At 30.6% G+C, this 18,424-nt stretch carries 30 protein-coding genes and 1 riboswitch; of the genes, 14 read left to right on the top strand and 16 right to left on the bottom strand.

Translation table 11 applies throughout. The features are described from left to right. Positions 1-71: 71 nt before the first annotated feature. From ACP7BT_RS04850 to ACP7BT_RS04880, 7 genes are all read right to left on the bottom strand, one after another. Positions 72-887 (bottom strand): MetQ/NlpA family ABC transporter substrate-binding protein, encoded by an 816-nt coding sequence (locus ACP7BT_RS04850; RefSeq protein WP_002483842.1) that lies wholly within the window; start codon positions 885-887, stop codon positions 72-74. A gap of 23 nt (positions 888-910) precedes the next feature. After that, positions 911-1,606 (bottom strand): methionine ABC transporter permease, encoded by a 696-nt coding sequence (locus ACP7BT_RS04855; protein WP_037538908.1) that lies wholly within the window; start codon positions 1,604-1,606, stop codon positions 911-913. After that, the gene (locus ACP7BT_RS04860; protein ID WP_041079624.1) at positions 1,599-2,624 is read right to left on the bottom strand and encodes a methionine ABC transporter ATP-binding protein; all 1,026 of its coding nucleotides are present in this window, start codon (positions 2,622-2,624) and stop codon (positions 1,599-1,601) included. The genes ACP7BT_RS04855 and ACP7BT_RS04860 overlap by 8 nt, the downstream gene beginning before the upstream one ends. An 89-nt stretch (positions 2,625-2,713) precedes the next feature. Next, positions 2,714-2,821: riboswitch (SAM riboswitch) on the bottom strand. 54 nt (positions 2,822-2,875) lie between these two features. Beyond that, positions 2,876-3,175 carry a thioredoxin family protein gene (locus ACP7BT_RS04865; protein ID WP_037538911.1) on the bottom strand — a complete coding sequence of 100 codons (300 nt, stop codon included), beginning with the start codon at positions 3,173-3,175 and terminating at the stop codon, positions 2,876-2,878. Beyond that, the gene (locus ACP7BT_RS04870) at positions 3,172-3,564 is read right to left on the bottom strand and encodes a toprim domain-containing protein (RefSeq protein WP_011303546.1); all 393 of its coding nucleotides are present in this window, start codon (positions 3,562-3,564) and stop codon (positions 3,172-3,174) included. The genes ACP7BT_RS04865 and ACP7BT_RS04870 overlap by 4 nt, the downstream gene beginning before the upstream one ends. A 265-nt stretch (positions 3,565-3,829) precedes the next feature. Continuing rightward, complete coding sequence (gcvH, locus tag ACP7BT_RS04875) at positions 3,830-4,210, bottom strand: glycine cleavage system protein GcvH (protein WP_002483847.1); 381 nt, start codon at positions 4,208-4,210, stop codon at positions 3,830-3,832. 172 nt (positions 4,211-4,382) lie between these two features. Beyond that, positions 4,383-4,739, bottom strand: a complete 357-nt coding sequence (locus tag ACP7BT_RS04880) for an arsenate reductase family protein (protein WP_011303548.1) — start codon at positions 4,737-4,739, stop codon at positions 4,383-4,385. A 142-nt stretch (positions 4,740-4,881) separates the two neighbouring features. Between ACP7BT_RS04880 and ACP7BT_RS04885 the strand changes: the two genes are divergently transcribed. Further along, positions 4,882-5,202 carry a thioredoxin family protein gene (locus ACP7BT_RS04885; RefSeq protein WP_011303549.1) on the top strand — a complete coding sequence of 107 codons (321 nt, stop codon included), beginning with the start codon at positions 4,882-4,884 and terminating at the stop codon, positions 5,200-5,202. Positions 5,203-5,301: 99 nt separating this feature from the next. Here the strand turns inward: ACP7BT_RS04885 and ACP7BT_RS04890 are convergent, their stop codons facing one another. Both ACP7BT_RS04890 and aroD read right to left on the bottom strand, forming a co-directional pair. After that, complete coding sequence (locus ACP7BT_RS04890) at positions 5,302-5,841, bottom strand: nitroreductase family protein (RefSeq protein ID WP_002483850.1); 540 nt, start codon at positions 5,839-5,841, stop codon at positions 5,302-5,304. A gap of 66 nt (positions 5,842-5,907) precedes the next feature. Beyond that, complete coding sequence (aroD, locus tag ACP7BT_RS04895) at positions 5,908-6,627, bottom strand: type I 3-dehydroquinate dehydratase (RefSeq protein ID WP_041079626.1); 720 nt, start codon at positions 6,625-6,627, stop codon at positions 5,908-5,910. Positions 6,628-6,785: 158 nt separating this feature from the next. Between aroD and ACP7BT_RS04900 the strand changes: the two genes are divergently transcribed. The 5 genes from ACP7BT_RS04900 to ACP7BT_RS04920 all read left to right on the top strand — a co-directional run bounded on the left by ACP7BT_RS04900 (position 6,786) and on the right by ACP7BT_RS04920 (position 10,976). Continuing rightward, a complete protein-coding gene (locus tag ACP7BT_RS04900; RefSeq protein WP_011303551.1) occupies positions 6,786-7,211 on the top strand; it encodes an organic hydroperoxide resistance protein in 426 nt (141 codons plus the stop codon). Positions 7,212-7,687: 476 nt separating this feature from the next. After that, entirely contained in the window at positions 7,688-8,224 is a 537-nt protein-coding gene (locus ACP7BT_RS04905; RefSeq protein ID WP_041079628.1) for a GNAT family N-acetyltransferase, read from the top strand. A gap of 231 nt (positions 8,225-8,455) precedes the next feature. Next, entirely contained in the window at positions 8,456-8,722 is a 267-nt protein-coding gene (locus ACP7BT_RS04910) for a hypothetical protein (protein ID WP_041079630.1), read from the top strand. Between the two features lie 182 nt (positions 8,723-8,904). Further along, a complete protein-coding gene (locus ACP7BT_RS04915; protein WP_041079632.1) occupies positions 8,905-10,200 on the top strand; it encodes a CitMHS family transporter in 1,296 nt (431 codons plus the stop codon). Positions 10,201-10,739: 539 nt separating this feature from the next. Further along, a complete protein-coding gene (locus ACP7BT_RS04920) occupies positions 10,740-10,976 on the top strand; it encodes a hypothetical protein (protein WP_011303554.1) in 237 nt (78 codons plus the stop codon). Positions 10,977-10,988: 12 nt separating this feature from the next. Here the strand turns inward: ACP7BT_RS04920 and ACP7BT_RS04925 are convergent, their stop codons facing one another. The 3 genes from ACP7BT_RS04925 to ACP7BT_RS04935 all read right to left on the bottom strand — a co-directional run bounded on the left by ACP7BT_RS04925 (position 10,989) and on the right by ACP7BT_RS04935 (position 12,344). Further along, positions 10,989-11,204 (bottom strand): YozE family protein, encoded by a 216-nt coding sequence (locus tag ACP7BT_RS04925; RefSeq protein ID WP_037538918.1) that lies wholly within the window; start codon positions 11,202-11,204, stop codon positions 10,989-10,991. Between the two features lie 367 nt (positions 11,205-11,571). Beyond that, positions 11,572-11,778 carry a TM2 domain-containing protein gene (locus ACP7BT_RS04930; RefSeq protein WP_002483856.1) on the bottom strand — a complete coding sequence of 69 codons (207 nt, stop codon included), beginning with the start codon at positions 11,776-11,778 and terminating at the stop codon, positions 11,572-11,574. Positions 11,779-11,846: 68 nt separating this feature from the next. Beyond that, a complete protein-coding gene (locus tag ACP7BT_RS04935) occupies positions 11,847-12,344 on the bottom strand; it encodes a hypothetical protein (protein WP_426303744.1) in 498 nt (165 codons plus the stop codon). 255 nt (positions 12,345-12,599) lie between these two features. On the opposite strand from ACP7BT_RS04935, the gene tsaT reads away from it, so the two are divergent. The 6 genes from tsaT (at position 12,600) to ACP7BT_RS04965 (ending at position 15,693) form a co-directional block, all read left to right on the top strand. Further along, positions 12,600-12,782 carry a type II toxin-antitoxin system toxin TsaT gene (gene tsaT, locus ACP7BT_RS04940; RefSeq protein ID WP_011303557.1) on the top strand — a complete coding sequence of 61 codons (183 nt, stop codon included), beginning with the start codon at positions 12,600-12,602 and terminating at the stop codon, positions 12,780-12,782. A 575-nt stretch (positions 12,783-13,357) separates the two neighbouring features. Beyond that, the gene (locus ACP7BT_RS04945) at positions 13,358-13,606 is read left to right on the top strand and encodes a hypothetical protein (protein WP_041079636.1); all 249 of its coding nucleotides are present in this window, start codon (positions 13,358-13,360) and stop codon (positions 13,604-13,606) included. A 121-nt stretch (positions 13,607-13,727) separates the two neighbouring features. Next, positions 13,728-13,862 carry a hypothetical protein gene (locus ACP7BT_RS04950; RefSeq protein WP_011303560.1) on the top strand — a complete coding sequence of 45 codons (135 nt, stop codon included), beginning with the start codon at positions 13,728-13,730 and terminating at the stop codon, positions 13,860-13,862. A gap of 116 nt (positions 13,863-13,978) precedes the next feature. Continuing rightward, on the top strand, positions 13,979-14,944 hold the full coding sequence (locus ACP7BT_RS04955) for an arsenic resistance protein (protein ID WP_041079638.1): 966 nt from the start codon (positions 13,979-13,981) through the stop codon (positions 14,942-14,944). Between the two features lie 204 nt (positions 14,945-15,148). After that, positions 15,149-15,283, top strand: coding sequence for a hypothetical protein (locus tag ACP7BT_RS04960; protein ID WP_256093036.1), 135 nt, complete (start codon positions 15,149-15,151; stop codon positions 15,281-15,283). Between the two features lie 233 nt (positions 15,284-15,516). After that, positions 15,517-15,693 (top strand): hypothetical protein, encoded by a 177-nt coding sequence (locus tag ACP7BT_RS04965; protein WP_162835591.1) that lies wholly within the window; start codon positions 15,517-15,519, stop codon positions 15,691-15,693. Between the two features lie 76 nt (positions 15,694-15,769). Here ACP7BT_RS04965 and ACP7BT_RS04970 read toward each other — a convergent pair whose 3' ends face one another. Continuing rightward, positions 15,770-16,000, bottom strand: a complete 231-nt coding sequence (locus ACP7BT_RS04970) for a hypothetical protein (protein ID WP_011303563.1) — start codon at positions 15,998-16,000, stop codon at positions 15,770-15,772. 408 nt (positions 16,001-16,408) lie between these two features. Here ACP7BT_RS04970 and vraX point away from each other — a divergent pair, with 408 nt between their 5' ends. Further along, on the top strand, positions 16,409-16,573 hold the full coding sequence (vraX, locus tag ACP7BT_RS04975) for a C1q-binding complement inhibitor VraX (protein ID WP_002483865.1): 165 nt from the start codon (positions 16,409-16,411) through the stop codon (positions 16,571-16,573). Between the two features lie 227 nt (positions 16,574-16,800). On the opposite strand, the gene ACP7BT_RS04980 is transcribed toward vraX, so the two are convergent. Next, entirely contained in the window at positions 16,801-17,241 is a 441-nt protein-coding gene (locus ACP7BT_RS04980) for a GNAT family N-acetyltransferase (protein ID WP_041079640.1), read from the bottom strand. A gap of 80 nt (positions 17,242-17,321) precedes the next feature. Then, positions 17,322-17,708: a VOC family protein gene (locus ACP7BT_RS04985; protein ID WP_041079642.1), complete on the bottom strand. Its 387-nt coding sequence runs from the start codon at positions 17,706-17,708 to the stop codon at positions 17,322-17,324. Between the two features lie 213 nt (positions 17,709-17,921). Here ACP7BT_RS04985 and ACP7BT_RS04990 point away from each other — a divergent pair, with 213 nt between their 5' ends. Next, positions 17,922-18,122 carry a helix-turn-helix domain-containing protein gene (locus ACP7BT_RS04990; protein ID WP_011303566.1) on the top strand — a complete coding sequence of 67 codons (201 nt, stop codon included), beginning with the start codon at positions 17,922-17,924 and terminating at the stop codon, positions 18,120-18,122. Between the two features lie 70 nt (positions 18,123-18,192). Here ACP7BT_RS04990 and ACP7BT_RS04995 read toward each other — a convergent pair whose 3' ends face one another. Next, entirely contained in the window at positions 18,193-18,375 is a 183-nt protein-coding gene (locus ACP7BT_RS04995; protein ID WP_041079644.1) for a hypothetical protein, read from the bottom strand. Positions 18,376-18,424: the final 49 nt, after the last annotated feature.

Here is an 18,424-nt window from a genome sequence, read left to right on the forward strand (position 1 = left end):
TTCACAATATTCCAAACATAAAAACAACCCTCTAACTATTTGAGTTAAAGGGTTTGTTAATATATTCAATATTATTTTGCTGGTACAACTGCACCATCGTAATGATCGTTGATGTAATCTTTAATTTCTTTAGATTGTAATACATCCATTAAAGCTTTGATTTTTTTATCGTTTTTATGTCCATCTTTAACTGCAATTAGGTTTGCATATGGATTATCTTTCGCTTTTTCTAAGACAATAGAATCATCTTTAGGGCTTAATTTTTGATCAATAGCAAAGTTAGAGTTAATGATGACGGCATCCGCATCTTCATTTTGATAAATTTTTGGTAAATATTCTGCTGATTGTTTGTTGTTAAATTTGATATCTTTTTTATTTTCTACAATATCATCAAATTTAGCATCTTCAATTTTAACACCTTTTTTAATTTTAATAAGTCCAGCGTCTTGGAAGAATTTTAAGAAACGACCTTCTTCAGCAGGATTATTTGAAACATAGACAGTAGCACCTTTAGGTAAATCTTTTAAACTTTTATATTTTTTAGAATATACGGCCATAGGTTCTAAATGAACATTACCTGCAGATTCAATCTTATAGCCTTTATCTTTTTTCTCAGTGTTTAAGTAAGGTGTATGTTGGAAGAAATTTGCGTCAATTTCTCCTTTATCTAATAATTTATTAGGTGTTGTATAATCATTGATTGTTTTAATCTTTAAATCATAACCTTTATCTTTTAATAACGGTTTTGCTTTTTCAAGAATTTCAGCGTGTGGCGCTGGTGAAGCACCGACAGTAATCGTCTTATCTTTACCGCCACCACCATTACCACATGCTGCTAGAACAAGTGCAAGCACAACGACCGAAGCTAAACTTAATAACTTTTTCATATAAAAATCTCCCCTTTATGAATTTATCTTTTATCAATTTTATTTGTTGCCCAATCACCAATAAATTGAATAATGAACACAATAATAAGTATTAAAATAGTTGAAACAAATATGACATCATTTTGATTACGTGTGAATCCTGTTAAATAAGCTAAGTTACCTAAACCACCTGCACCGATGACACCTGCAACTGCTGTAGAACCAACTAATGCGATGGCTGTCACTGTGATGCCAGATACTAATGCTGGCATTGCTTCTGGTAAAAGTACTTTTCTCACTACAGTCCAAGTACTCGCTCCCATTGACCAAGCCGCTTCGATTACACCTTTATCAATTTCTTTAAATGCGATTTCCACTAATCTTGCATAGAATGGTGCTGCACTGATGATTAATGCTGGCAATGCACCTGTAGGACCACTGATTGTGCCTAATACTAAACTTGTAAATGGAATTAACAATAAGATTAAAATGATAAACGGAATCGCTCTGAATAAATTCACAATGAATGAAACAATGCTATAAAATACTCTAGCGACTGGCGACTTACTTTTAGCTGATAAAAAGAGCAAGACACCTAAAATAATTCCTAAAACAAATGCAAATATTGTTGCTATTACCGTCATATAGATGGTTTCATATGTTGCAACCCAAACTTCTTCCCAGCTTACGTTTGGCATTGTAAACATTTCTCGGAGGATATCGCTTAATGAATTACCCATGTCTAACCACCTCCACAGATACATGTTGTGCCTCTAAATCATTCTTGAATTTTTCAAATTTTTCTGAATTTGCAACGGCAAATTGTATGATTAAAAATCCGATAGAACCGTCTTTTGTATGTTTAATATTAGCTTCCAAAATATTGACATCTAAATTGTGTGTCTTCGTTATGTATGACACTAATGGTTCCGTTGCGTTGTTCCCAGTAAAATTCAAACGCACAACGTAATCATTTTCATTAAGTGACACGAGTTCACTAATTGATTCGTCGAAGTCATCATTTAAGTCATCCTTCACAAAGCGTTTTGTCACATCGTGTTGTGGATTTTCGAATACACTTGAAACTTTGCCTTGTTCTATCACTTTACCATTTTCCATTACTGCAACTTCATCGCAAATACGTCTAATGACATGCATTTCATGTGTAATAATAACGATGGTTAAGTTTCTTTCTTCTTTTATTTTCAATAATAGTTCTAATATTTCATCTGTTGTCTGTGGATCTAATGCACTTGTCGCTTCATCACATAATAATACAGATGGTTCGTTAGCTAATGCTCTCGCAATACCCACACGTTGTTTTTGCCCACCTGATAATTCTGAAGGATAAGCATCTTCTCTCCCTTTCAATCCGACCAATTCCACTAACTCAAGCGCACGTTGCTTGGCTTCTTGTCGTGAAATCCCTGCGATTTCTAATGGGAATGTAATATTGTTTAATACAGTACGTGACCATAATAAATTGAAATGTTGAAAAATCATACTCACTTTTTGACGTTTTTTTCTTAAGTCCGATTTTGATAGCTTACCTATAGTGTCACCATCTATAATAACGTCTCCTGATGTTGGTTGCTCAAGATGATTTAAAAGTCTTATTAATGTACTTTTCCCCGCACCTGAAAAACCAACAACACCAAAAATTGAGCCTGATTGAATACTTAAATCAACATGATCTACAGCAAGTACGTCCTGTTTTTTCGTTTTGTACCTTTTGACTATTTGATTTAACTCAATCATTCTGTTGCCTCCTCGTATTGCTTTGTTTCAATTAAATAAAAAATGCTTTCCCTATGTTCATTGAAGAATAGAGAAAGCAACGTTTGCTTCTCTCATCTTCTAAAGTTTCTATGAACTTTATGTGAATTGGCACCATTTCTGTTACAGACGGTTGCCGGGCTTCAAAGGGCACATCCCTCCACCTCTCGTGATAAGAGTTTCGTTATTTAATTATTTTTAATCCTACCATCGCACTAATGATTCGTCAATAATTATTTTAAATTTTCTAACAAATTAGGGACGGATTGAAATGCGTAAATTCTTTTTTGCTCTTCACCTTTTGACATCAACATCAACACAGGTACAGATTGTATTTCATGTTCCTGACTAAAATCTGGATGAAAATTCAAATCGATTTTAGTAATTGGTAATTTTAATATTTCATTAGCAATGTCTAACATTCTTTCAGAAACTTTACAGGTACCACATGTCGGTGTGTATCCAAATATAAGATATTTTTCCTGATTTATATGTTCATCTATATTGACGCGTTGTTGATTTGTTAACTTCATGTTAATAAACTTACCCTTTCAGCTATATAATCCAATTTCGCTTTAGCTACTTTTTCTTCATCCTTTACCGTAAACCCATGCTTTTCAAGCACTCTGGATAAATATCGTTTAGGACAACGTGCAACCTCACAATATTGTTTATCAATTCTTATATGTCTACTTTCACTTAAATATCGTTTAAACCATTTTCGAATTTTTTCACCTTCATCATCGGCATCGACAAGTATATACACTTGTTTATCGTATAATGTATCAATCATTTCATCAATTTTATCGACACCCATCGTACCATTAGTACAAATAATATCGATTGGTTGATCGATTACTTGTTTTACCCGCTTTTTGTCTGACTTTCCTTCTACAATAATTACTTGGTTTAGTATCGCCATGACATCCACCCTCTAAATGTTGATAGTAAATTTCTCTATTTAGTTCTTCACAATACTGAGTGACCATAAACATCCTTTACAGTTTTCTAATTTCATCTTATTATGGCAATCCATTTTTGTCAGCTAAATACACTTACCTACAACAAATGACAACGTCTGCATTTACAAAGTCTTAACAATTTTTTGATTAGTCTCATTTGAATATAGATAAAAAAAGGTAAAATAAAAACTCCAAGATAGTTATATCATGGAGTTCTATGTAATATTATTCACCAATCATTTCAGAATATTGTTCTGCTGACATTAATTCATCTAATTGACTTTCGTCACTTAATTCAACTTTTACCATCCAAGCTTTTTCGTAAGGTGATTCATTTACGAATTCTGGACTGTCTTCTAGTTCTTCATTAGATTCTAAAACTTTACCTGATACTGGCGCATAAAGTTCTGAAACTGTTTTTACGGACTCAACACTACCAAACGTGTCGCCTTCATTAATTTCATCATCAACTTCTGGTAATTCAACGAATACGATATCGCCAAGTTCACCTTGTGCATATTCAGTGATACCAATTGTTACTGTATTACCTTCAACTTTTACCCACTCATGTTCTTTAGAATATTTTAATTCACTCGGTACTGCCACGAGAATCCCCTCCTAAATGTTTTTACATATTAATGATGCCATATGAATAGCATACAATCAACTATTTAATGGCATCTTTAAATTATTATAATGTTTTCGAAAAACACCGGTAAAGCGTTTTCATTATTTTGTCAAAATAATAGTCCAACGTAATTTAATCGCCTTTATTATTTTATGACAACCAAGTTGCTTTATATTCGTCTTCTTTAAATCCAACAGTTACTTTGTCACCTGAAATCGCTAGCGGTCTTTTAACCAACATGCCATTGGCAGATAATAAATCTAACTTTTCATCATCTGTTAAATCTTTAAGTTTATCTTTTAAACCTAATTCACGATATTTAGCGCCATGCGTATTGAACAATTTATTAATATCGATATCAGTTACTTCTAGTATTTCTTTAAACTCATTTTTAGTTGGTGTATGCTGTACGATATCTATGGGTTCAAAACTCACACCGTAATCTTGTAAAAATTTAGCTGCTTTTTTACAAGTTGTACAATTAGGATACTGGTAAAATTTTATCATGATTCTGTACCTCCTATAACTAGTTATCACTAATATATCAAATTTGTTACAAAAACGCTCTAATTAATAAGCTGATTTTTTTTATAACATACAATCGTCCGTTATAATGGTATTACTAATATCAAAAAAAGGAGCAAAATCAATGAAACCTATTAACACAAATGATGCATTTAAAGAAACAATTCAAAGCGATAATCCAGTGATTGTAAAATTCGAAGCTGGTTGGTGCCCTGATTGTAAAGCAATGGATATGTGGATTGATCCAATTCAAGAAAAATACAATGATTATGGTTGGTTCACTGTTAACCGTGATGAATTAGAAGATGTTGCAGCAGAAAATGACGTTATGGGCATCCCTAGTTTACTCGTATTCAAAAATGGTGAAAAATTAGCACACCTACATTCTGCTAATGCGAAATCACCAGATCAAGTTGAATCATTTTTAGAAGAAACGTTTAAATAATCACTTAATTTTTAAACAATAAAAGGAAGCTGAAACATCTTTAGTTATGTTTCAGCTTCCTTTTTAATATGATGCAATGCATCACAGTACTTATAGCAATTAAAATTTTTCTATTATTTCATTAAAGTGACGCTCTCTATGAGGTAACTCGTCTTCTAAATCTGTTAAATATAACAACCCCACTAATTTTTCATCATCTTTAACCCCAAAGAGTTCTCTAATTTCTGGTGTAAAAATATATGCAGGTGATTTCCAACATGTACCTATACCTGCTTCGTGTAATAAGAGCATTAAATTTTGAGCAAATGCACCAAAAGCCATATGATTTTCCAAGTTTTCTTTTTGTCTAGGATCTTCTTTGACAATTAAAGCAAGCATACCACCTAAATGTGTGGCTACTTCATAATGGTTTTGCTGTTTTTTCTGTAAATTAGGAAATGCTATTTCTGATAATTGTTTACTCATATCTCCTAATCTATCTTTTGCAATATGAACTACTCTCCAAGGTTCTCTTAGACCATGGTTAGGCGCATCTGTAGCCTGTTTGATTGCTTTGTATAAAGCGTCGTCATCTATAGTCATATCTCTTTTAAAAATTTTAACACTTCTACGATTCGCAATTGCTTCTTGTAGTTCCATTATATATCGCCCTTTCGTCAATGATAACTATTTTCAATTATAAGACAGGTACAATATATTTTCAAATTACTCGTACATACTAAGTTGCTTTTTTAACGTGGAAACATGTATTTGTCCCGGCGCTTTGGGTGTGTCTAAACAGCCATATGAAATCGACCCTCCAAATACACCCTGTGCTGTTCTTGATATTAAACCAATCTTAGACATGGCAATGCCCACTACATGTTGCGTAACAACATCTGCAGTATCAGACATTGCATTCAATAGGTTTAGTACATCCTGTTTACCATGAGGCATCACAGCAACTTTTATATAATCCGAATCAAGCTGCTGCATTTTATAAAATAAATGCTTTAACGCTTCAAGCTTTGGTGTTTCCTTAAAATTATGGTGAGACAGTACGACTTGAACTTGATTTTTATGAGCTAGTTCAATCAGTTCTTGTAAAATATTGAGTGATCTAGTTTGATCAAATTCTATATCTAACATATCTATATTTTGGCAATTAGAAATTTTCCTTAGAATTTGTATATAGTCATCCTCCCCAAAATCACCTAAACCACCTTGATTTGAAGTTCGATACGTCACTAATAGCTTTTTATTTAGTTTTAAACTTTGAAGATCTTCAACAACTTTTTCGATAGCAATTTCGTTTAGATTTGTCCATTGATCGATTCGTAATTCAATAATATCAATTGAATCTTGAAACTGTATTAAATCATCTATCGTTGATTGTGAGAGTTCTTGTTCTGGTGCAATGGTTACAGCAACTTTTACTTCAGTCATTTAAAAACGCCCTCTTTTTAATAATATTTATAATTGTATAACAACTTCGAAAAAAATTACAAATAATCCTTAAATTATATTTTCTTGATATCTTAGAATGATTTAAATTTTATTTGTTGGGTAAAGAATAAATATGAAAATTTTAGGAGGTAATAAGTATGGCAGTAAATTATGAAACAAAAGCGACAAATACAGGTGGACGTAATGGACACGTTCAAACTGATGATAAAGCAATTGATGTAGCGATTGTACCACCAGCTCAAGCCGATGCTGAAAAAGGTACGAACCCAGAGCAATTGTTCGCAGCAGGTTACGCTTCATGCTTTAATGGTGCTTTCGATTTAATCTTAAAACAAAATAAAGTAAGAGGCGCTGAGCCAGAAGTTACTTTGACTGTTCGTTTAGAAGATGATCCAGAAGCAGAGAGCCCTAAATTAAGTGTTTCTATTGATGCAAAAGTTAAAAACGTATTATCTCAAGAAGAAGCAGAGAAATATTTACAAGATGCGCATGAGTTTTGTCCTTATTCAAAAGCGACACGTGGTAATATAGAAGTTGACTTAAATGTAGCAGTTGTAGATTAATATTAATATGTAATTCCCCCGAAATTCTAAATTGAATTTCGGGGGTTTTCTTTGCTATTCAGTTCTTGTTGCTTGTTCTTGAAGTCTCATGTTTTAAATACTTTTAATTGTCTTTATATTGGTTATACAGACATACAATTAATATTGAAAAAGAAATAAGAATAAGCACGATTAAAGAAACTATGATTGTTACTAAAGCCCCCATAATTTATGCCTCCGCTTTCATTTATATAACTCACCATATTATAGCATAATTATCCTATTTAATTTCGTTACTTAAAAATTATATTAAGGAATGGTTTAAACTTTATAAAAATATATTTTTTTATAACTTGAACTCTAAATTTATACATATCTTTACAAAAAATTAAATATAGTATTGCTCAAATAAATTTTTTCCTTTAGTATTATATATAAATCGCTTAACTACAGTACTTATACTTAATAATTTAGTTTTCTGGATAAGGAGGGAATAAATGACTCATATTCGTTATTTAACAATTGAAGATCTTCCTATATATCACGCGCTTTTACTACAAGGTATTGATAAGAAACTTGAGGTTATGGCATGGAAACTGCAAAATAAAAAATGTCTTGAAGAGGCAAATATTTCTAGAATCCTATCACCGGAGACTACGGACTACAATATTATCGGTGCATTTGATGGTGAGGAATTAATTGGTGCTGTCACATTAATTCATACAAATCGATATAGTATAGCGCATAAAGCTACATTGGAAAACATGTGTGTAAAAGGTGAAAATCACAACGCACGAGCATCTATATCAAACTTGTTAATGCGTAAAGTCTTCGAAATATGTAATGAAAAACAAATTGAGATTTTAATGACTTCTCTTGTTTCAAATAATATTAGTGGCAAAGTATTTTTCAGCAATCTCAATTTTGAGACACTGGTTTTGGAACAACACGCTAGAAAATATGAAGACTATTACGTAGATGAACATTGGCTCATTTACTACTTTAACAAGCAAGATATCGAGTTATTCGAATAAATCATACCGTTGATACCTATTAATTAAAATACGCCATATATTGGTGAATAAAGCGTTTGTATTAATGATTGACTGTGTTTCATTTAACATGAATATATCATTCTACCTCTTAATATTTTAAAATAACCTGCAATCCTACGCATAAGCAAATATTATTTTTAAGTAAGTACAAAACAGTTTTAATTTTTTTAAATTGATATCATTTTAAAATACAAGAGAGGACTGAATACTTTGAAATATGCTACAACCTTATTGTCACTATTCTTGTCGTTAATTACGTTAGCAACACCTTTACTTGCAATTGGAAAAGTTTTAGAAGGTAACCTACCTATTTTAACAGGTGGCTTATTTATCTTAGGTGTCTTATTAATTAACATTTACGCTTGTCTACGTGGCGATCGTATTGCGAACATTTTTGCAATGTGCGTATCTATTTTTTCATTTATTTTATTAAGTTATCCAATATGGACAGCTTATATTTCTGGATTTATAGCTTAATCTCTTACATATCAATTCAATATAATATTTAAACCTCTATAATTCTAAAGTTATTTAGTTAATTATAGAGGCTTTTTTATTTTCAAATTATATGCCCTATTAATTAATATAAAGTTTTTTCATATTTTAATTTTACAAATCTTCTGAAAGCGCTATAATATAAAAAATAGGGGGGATTACAAATGAATTTAGCTATATTAGGTTTTATCATGATTATTATATTCATGGTATTAATTATGACACGTAAAATGTCAGCCTTAACTGCGTTAATTGTTATACCAACAATTTTTGCATTGATTGGTGGTTTTTATGCAGGTCTCGGTAAATTTATGCTAGATGGTATTGAAACCGTTGCACCAACAGGAATTATGCTTACTTTCGCAATACTCTATTTTGGTGTGATGATTGACGCGGGATTATTCGAACCTGTCATTAATCAAATTATAAAAGTCGTTAAAGGGGACCCAGTTAAAATCACTTTTGGTACTGTTATCTTAGCATCAATGGTAGCATTAGATGGCGATGGGACAACGACTTTCATTATCACTGTTACTGCAATGATGCCACTTTATAAAAAAATCGGCATGAGTTTATATACACTATCGACGCTGGCACTACTATCCATAGGTGTTATGAATATGTTACCTTGGGGTGGCCCGACGGCACGAGCAATTTCTTCACTGCAAGTCACTACTGAAGAAGTATTCGTACCAATTATTCCTGCTATGATTGCCGGAATTGTTTTTGCTTTTGGCGTTGCATACATATTAGGTAAACGTGCCAAAAAACATATCACATCTTATACAGATATTGACTTAGATGATATTAAACCTACAGATACAAAAGAAGAATCATTACTTAAAAGACCTAAAATGCTTATACCAAATGCCTTGCTTACCATTTCGTTGATCATATGTTTGGTCATTAGTATCATGCCTATTCCAGTTATGTTTATGCTTTGGTTTGGCGTTGCAATTTTACTCAATTATCCAAATCTCAGTATTCAAAATTCAGTTGTAAAAAAACACGCTGGCGATGTACTATCTGTTATTAGTTTAGTATTTGCCTCTGGTATCTTTACTGGTGTAATGAATGGTACTAAGATGGTCAATGAAATGGCTAACGCCTTGGTACACATTATTCCTGATGCAATGGGCAACCATTTTGCTTTAATCACTGCGATACTTAGTGGCCCATTCACCTACTTTATGGCAAATGATCCATTTTATTATGGTGTATTACCAATACTTGCTGAATCAGCGCAACAATTTGGTATCTCTAAAGTTGACATGGCAAGAGCTTCGGTATTAGGACAACCGCTTCATGTATTAAGTCCACTATATGCTGCAGGTTACTTACTTGTCGGTATGTTAGATATTGAATACGGACAAAACCAAAGAATCGTCATAAAATGGGCTATTGGTTCCAGTTTATTTATGATTATTGTAGCCTGTATCCTCGGTATTATACCTTGGTAAAGCATACACAGTAGCAAAAAAATAGATTTTAAATACCTACGACTATTATGATAGCGTAGGTTAGGATATAGACAAATCTACTACATTAATTTGTGGAAGATTTGTCTATTTTTTATATTTATTCATATATGTAGATCGTGCAGGACATATTTTTCATATTGCATTGGCAGTCATTTGACCCAATTTCCATGGAAACAGCGCTAGCCGAAATCTACAAACTAAGACAGTGATTGCGTAAAGAGTGCGTAAAAAACTGCCAACAAAGCCAAGACTTTGCCGACAGTTTGAATTACAACTATTAAGATGTCGAAATTTTTCGGGTCATTTTTTTATAATAAGTTCACAAAATGAGTTATATTTAAGCTTATATTTCTTTAAACCGCAACAGCACTATTCTATAAAATACTTTCAAATTTATATATGCTTTATGAATGATTCAAAAAATGACATAATAATAATTTATTTTTTGAATATCGTTTCATTTTCAACATACATGGGTAAAAGTTAACGTCGGATTTACAATATTAAGGAGTGTTTTTATGAATCAACTTAATGAATGTAATTACGTTAATCCATCTAAAGTTTCACTTGATTGGGAATGCTTTGTTGTAAGTAAAAGTGATATGGAACTAGATGGTTTACCTAAGGAACTCATTAACTCATGGATGGCTCAAAATATAATTGAACCTTTCTCGATCAGAAATAACGAAATAAATTTTAAAACTCAAGACATTAGAGACGCTTTGAGAAAACAAAATTGGTATTACGATAAGTAAACTTCTTTTTAATTATCTAAGTTCAATATTATTAAGGTATAAACTCAATGCTCTTTTTGCGGATGCTAATACTTCGTGATCAAAATAATGACTATAAAAATACGAGTTTAACTTAATAGAACTTGTTTCATATCTAGGGAAATTTTTATCTCTCATGATATTATGTGCAAGTTGCCCTAACGGTGTATCGTCTTCAATAAAACCAATTACAAAATCATAAAATGTCATAAGCGTTACCTCGACCATCTTTATTTTATTCGTTACACTGTTAATCTTTTTCAAATCTTTATTTAATCATAACAAATAATAACTATTTGTCTATTACGATACATTTTAAAATTTAAAAGTTTTTTAATTGTATACTGTCGCCACAAGATTTAATTAAGAATTGTAAATTTTATAAAGTTTTTTTAATTATATGTTAATCTCTAACAATATATTTTAAAGCTGAGTGAAATATGCGTATCAGCCCACTTTTTATTGTCATATATTAATATATTAACAAAACAAACCCTACGCATTCATATGCGTAGGGTTTACTTGTATCCAAAAACTAAATTTCATTTCGTTTTACTCAGCCTAAATTGTATTGGTTTTAGACTAAGACATTACCGTTTTGATCTGCTGGTTTGAATAATGTTAAAATTGCGCCAATAATCGCTAAAATTTGTGGAATACCTGTCCAACAAAATACTAGGAAAAGAATACCCATACCTGTTTTTCTTGCGTAAAATTTGTGAATACCAAAACTACCCAAGAAAACGGCTAAAACAATGTAAATTACTTTATTTACTTCATTCATCGTTCTATCTCCTATCTTCATTATATTACTCATATTATACATTAATCAGCTACTTAATTTAAAGTATATTACTTTTCACTATATCGTAACTCAAAGAATCTTTTTTCTAATCTCAAAATTTCTGTATAATTATCTGGCATGATTTCTTCACTTAATTCTATTAACTTATCTAAGATAAAATCCATTAATCTGGCATTATCTTTTGAATGTTCAAAATGTATTTTCACTTGTTCAATCATTGTATTTTCTACTAAAAGTACAAGTGCACGTCCATATGCTTTATCTACCTTCCCTCTTTGAAAAGCAGGTTCTAAATAATTCAGAATTTCATCTACCTTTTCAAACTCACTAAAGCCAGTCTTAATATGTTCGTTTAGCTTATTTGCAATATCCTTAATTCGTTCATCTTCTTGATTATTATCAGGCATTAATGAATTTCTTACCTCAACTTTTTGTTGTACAATTTCAGATTCAACTTTTTCGAATGATTCTTGATATTCATCAATATTTTTGGATTGTAGTGATTCGATGCTTTGTATCAATTGTTTTAAATTATTATCTTCCATTGAATTCGATATCCCCCTATAAAAGCTTGTCACAGTTTTAAATTACCTATTTTCCCTTTTTTCAAACTTCACTATAATTTGTATTATTGCTGCTTACACTTAAATATAAAACAGTAATTTCAATATTTTCCCTATTGCTGTTTGTTAATTAGTGATAAGATGATAAGGCTATGAGATATAACAAAACTTGTTCAATGATTTAATTTTATTGAACTCACTATAAACATTTAAACATATTAAAGGAGGTGTAGTGATTTGAATCTACATTTCATGATTGTTTTTTGGCTATCTCTTGTCTTTTTAATTTGTGGTATCGTTTCACTTATCACATACAAATTAAGAGGTTCTGAACAAGCAAAAGAATCATTACTAGGCGTTACAGTAATGTTGCTTATTTTTGGTGTTGTAGGTATCCTATTTGCACTCATATTTAGTTAAATATTGTACCAAAGAATCTCTAATTTAATACGGATGCGCCCTTCAAAGTAGACATTTACTAAATGAAAACGACTTTGCAGGGCTTTTTTATAATCTAGCATAGTTAAATTATTTAAAAATATACTTTCTATAGCATGACTTTTGCTAGTTTAACTTAAGCATCCAGCTATAATTCATACGTTCATCCTATATTTTAATCTTTAATCAGTTAAAAAAGTGTAAATTAACAAAATCACTATTGCTAAAATAAAAAAGTAAACAAAGCGTTTAACTGCTCGCACCCTCTCATGTTGAACCTCATCTTTTGAGTGATTAGTATTTTCATGCAACCTGGTATTAATAAATAAGAATGGCATCGTTGCTAAAAATGCAAAAATGAGGCTAAGTATTACAATAATAAGAAAATTCATAACATCACCTCTAATGATTTTTATTTTCACTATGTTATTCCCTTAAAAATTCAATTTAACTGCGCTATTGTAAATCTCTTGAAATTGTATATTCATTGATACATTTAGTTTATAATATAATCAATACAATTTAACCATTTAGATTCACCTTAGGGAGTGTTATTTATGAAATTAACTTATTTACCTGAATGGCAGCTAATCAATCAAAGTAAACAAGCATTTGCTATTCAAGAAGATGAAAATTCAATTTCCTTAGTCAGTCCAATTAACGACTATGCTATGGGCATTTTAAGCCAAGTATTTTTTACTATTAAAAATGACGAAGTTACTGATACGTCAGTTGAAAACAATAGTCAATCCCTTGTTGCCGAAGTCAAAAAAGCCAATAAACAAATTGTTATTAAGGATATTTAAACGCCTTTATAATTACTAAAAACGGGTATATATTTAATAATCGTTATAACTTTATAGTTGTGGTACCTCATGTCATGAAACAGTGCGTAACTCAGTTTAATAAGATAGGTGTGTGATGGGAATGAAATTATTCAAAAATCTATTACTATTGCTAACTGGTGTACTTGTCGTTCGCGCTTTATTATTGAGTGTCGACAATTCAAATGAAGATAAAATTGAAAATAAAGTAAATGTGCAAGCGGAACAAAAATCATAACCTGTAACACTAAATAAACCTCATTCTTTCGTTCAATCAACTTTAGAATTGTGAGGTTTATTTTAATCTATGTCCATTCATATTTTCAATCATATATACAGTAAAGTGAGGTTACTATGCAACATTTCAAAACAAAAATTGAACACTTTCAAATCTATATTTATTTTTCTGCAATAATACTTGGCATACTGATAGGGACCAATTTCCCAGGTATATCTGGCATTTTAGAAACTTTTGTAGCTATATGTATCGCAATACTTATGTTTAGTATGTTTTCACAGATCCCCTTTTTCGAATTACAAAAGCGTGTCCTAAACTTAAAATTTGTGACAGCACTTATCATTGCTAATTTTGTCATTCTACCTATTTTCGTTTACTTTTTAATTTCTATTTTCAATATAAGCTCATCTGCAATATTAATTGGGCTATTTCTAGTACTATTAACACCATGTATTGATTACGTCATTGTTTTCACTGCTTTAGGTAAAGGCAACGCTCAATATATGCTTATCTCAACACCCATTTTATTTGTTTTACAAATTTTATTATTACCACTGTATTTAACAATGTTTTTAGATAAATCTATACTTACAATAATTGATATAGAGCCGTTTATACATTCTTTTTTCACATTTATAATTATTCCATTACTACTCGTATTGACTTTACAATTATTGAGTAAAAAATATTATGTGATGTCACAGACTTTAAAGGCCACTTCTTGGCTACCTGAACTCTTTATGTCACTGGTATTATTTACCGTGGTAGGTTCACAAATTAATAAAATCGCTAATGACTTATCGGTTGTTGTCAAAGTAGCGCCTATATATATTATCTTTATGCTAATCGCTCCTTTTATCGGATATTTCACGGGTAAACTTTTCCATTTAAAACCATCCATTTTACGGACATTAGCCTTTAGTACAAGCACTAGAAATGCCTTAGTCGTACTTCCCCTAGCATTATCATTACCAGATCAGTGGGTTACAATAACCACAACAGTGATCATCACACAGACTTTAATTGAATTGATAGGTGAACTTTTTTATATAAAAATGATACCTTCGCTGATTAAATCGTAATACATTGATTCCTGCTTATTCTCTTAGCACCAAAATTAAAATAAAGCGTATATTTTTTTATTATTATATAATTTAACATGATACAACTAAATTATTTGGTATAATTGATATGAATCGTAAAATGTTACTTTATAATATAAAATGACATATAAGCGCTATGTTTTTCATTTTCAAATACTTAAATTAACTTAGGAGATGAGCATGATGAAAAAAATTATTTTAGTATTATTGGGGATTGTTAGTCTGAGTTTTTTGATTAAGCCACTATTAAACATTGTCATTGATGACGAATTAGAAGAAGATGTCGTTGATGAAGATAGAACAACGAGTCAGTTTTAATACATTTTCACTTAGTATATACATACCAAAAGACAAGACATCCGTTGAAGCCTTGTCTTTTTAATGAGAACTTGTTTATATCGTCGCCATAACAATATCGAAGTAATGATCCACGTCACTGTTCTCATTTGATAATTCAATTTATTTCTTTTTATACGCTAATGATTTAAAATAATCATATATTTACTTTTTACACTTATGTGACCTCGCAAATTTTACCCTGAGGTGATGATATGAAAACTTTAAGAAAAATAAACGAAAATAACTTCATTATTTATCATATACAGACAGATTTAGGACTTATCATTAAAGTAAAAACAGATGCTAGCTTATCCCAATATCAAACAAATAACCTATTACAAAGCGTATCTAAAGAAATGGACGATAAACTTAGACAAAATGTTGAATGACTTCGATAATGATATAAAGCAGCAATGCTAAAATATACTTTTTAAAGTTATTTTAGTGTTGCTGCTTAGTTTTTTATTAATTTATTATGACAATAATAAATCCTATAAATAATACAAACGTTGATAATCTTGGTTTACTTTTCCCTAACAATCCACTAAGTAAGACCAGAGACAAACCTACTATTAATAATTGATTATTAAATGTTGTGATACCTAAAGCATCTCCGACCATCATAACGACACCATAAATAATAATCATACCGATGAATATACTGCAAATAAGCGAAAATATATTTAATAATTTCATATGTTACATCCCTTTTTAAAATTAAAACACGCCACTTCGAAAAGTGGCGTCAACCTCGAAAATATAATCTGCACTAGAGTTTGGAGGACTTCTTGTGCTTAGTTATATATACCCACTTTTATTAAATAAAAACACAAATAACTAATAATATCAAAATAACTACAATTTATTTTTTGCTACTTTGAAAACATTTAACTTTCAATACTTAATAATGGCAGTTGATAATAAATTAATTTTAATAAAATCAATCATACTGTTGGAAAACAATTTAATAAAAAGTTATCCTATAGATAAAGCATTAACAAAAAAACAGATTAATTATCTAGTTGAATTTAGTATTAGATATCATACATTTCGATAAATTATGGATATTTGCATTGAAATGTTTTTATAAAAAAGGGTGATGGAATGGAAGTATTACGTAAAGTTTATAAGGATGGCGAACCTGTTTATCATGTCAAAACAGATAAAGGCTTAGTTATTAGAATCAAAGGATCTGATGATTTAACAGATTCAGAAACCGAGGAACTACTATTACTCGTTTCGCAAGATGTTGACAAAATGAAAAAATAATCGCAAAACAATTAACATTTCAATGTTGTCACCAACCTCAAAATCAAGGGGCTTCAATTTTAATTCAATATAGAACACTGCGTCTATTTAATCCAATTAATTATTAGCGCCAACTAGAAAATGATTTTTCTTAGTTGGCGTTTTGTTTTGTAGATTATATGATTATAATAAAAATTCAAAGTAGATTTTTAAATATAACGATTATTACATCACTACCCATATTATATTTAAATTTGTGTACGCATTTTAAACGCAATATGTGGTATACCATCTTCCATATATGTATCCGAAACACTGTGAAAACCAAATGATTCATAAAATGGCTTTAAATGTGCTTGCCCTGAAATTTTTATTGTCGTGTTTTGATACAATTCATTTATTTTATTGATTGTCTCATTGATTATTTTGCGTCCATAGCCTTGATTTCTATAATTTTCGGAAACCAAAACTCTTCCAAAACTTACATGCTGTTCAAACGTTATAATTCTTGTATAAGCCACAATGTCATTCTCGTTGCTCAATATGACATGAATTGCATCTAGATCATAATCATCAACCTCTTGATATATACATTTTTGTTCTACGACAAACACGCGAATCCGAGCTTGATAAATTTGTATAAGTTCTTGACTAGTTACATCCCTCGTATGTTTTATATTTAATTCCATTATTTACCTCCCAAAAGCACACGTACACAAACCATAACCTTAGTAATTATTTATAGCAGTAATGTATCACTTATTTATATTTATTGCTCAACGATTTGAATCAAATTACCACATGTATCATCAAAAATAGCATATCTTATACCTTCAACTTCTTTTGGTTCAGTGTGAAATGTAATGCCGTTATCAATCAATGCTTGATGTTCACCATCCAAGTTATCCACGCCGAACATTGTGACAGGAATCCCTGCCGCATATAGTCCTTCTTGATAGTCTTTAGATATAGGACTGACATTAGGCTCTAATACGATTTCAACGGGGTTAGTCGAATCTTTTTCTGTAACTGTTACCCATCTAAAACCACCGCCAATTTCAATATTATGTTTTGTCTTAAGCCCTAGTTTTTCAGTATAAAATTGTTGCGCCTTGTCTTGATCATCTACAAAATTGCTTGTCGCTATAATTCTCATTTATTTTCTCCTTATCTATGAAATCATTTTTACATCAAATATATGGTTTACATCTAAAATAACAACTTTTTGTTTGTATACACAATAAAATCAAAAAAACATTATATGATACGGTGGGATTTTTCAATAAAATATAAGTTTGTATTACAGAAATATATATACTACAATGGCACATGGATGTTGATTATCTATTTCTTTTAGGAGTGACTCGTTATGAAAAACCTTATGGAATTGCGCGAAAAATCTAATTTAAGTATTTCAAAACTAGCAATTAATTTAAACGCGAACTATAATACAGATATTAGAATTTGCCAAATTTGGGACTGGGAAAATGGCTATCGCAATGTTTCAAATAAAAACGCATCAATTTTAGCTGATTACTTTAATGTTTCTGAAAAAGAATTCATGCATTAATTTTAAGGGAACTTAATTATTTATATATTTAAGTGGGAAACGCATGTCCGTTCCCCACTTTTTATTATGCTTAATTTTTAAAGATAACTGTTATGATATAGTCTATACCTTCAACACTGTTCGTGACAGATGGTGTCACACTTACTAATTCCCAGTGTTGCTTATCATTGACGTATTGTAAAAATTCATTGACACGTTTATCAAAATCACTAAAACTTTCTTCATATTCCATATGCAATGTTTTTATTTCCATATTAATCACTCCTCTATTTTATTTATTATAAATTCTTCATTTTTCTAAA

The sequence above is a fragment of the Staphylococcus sp. Y174-1 genome (assembly GCF_049897865.1).
Taxonomy (GTDB): domain Bacteria; phylum Bacillota; class Bacilli; order Staphylococcales; family Staphylococcaceae; genus Staphylococcus; species Staphylococcus saprophyticus.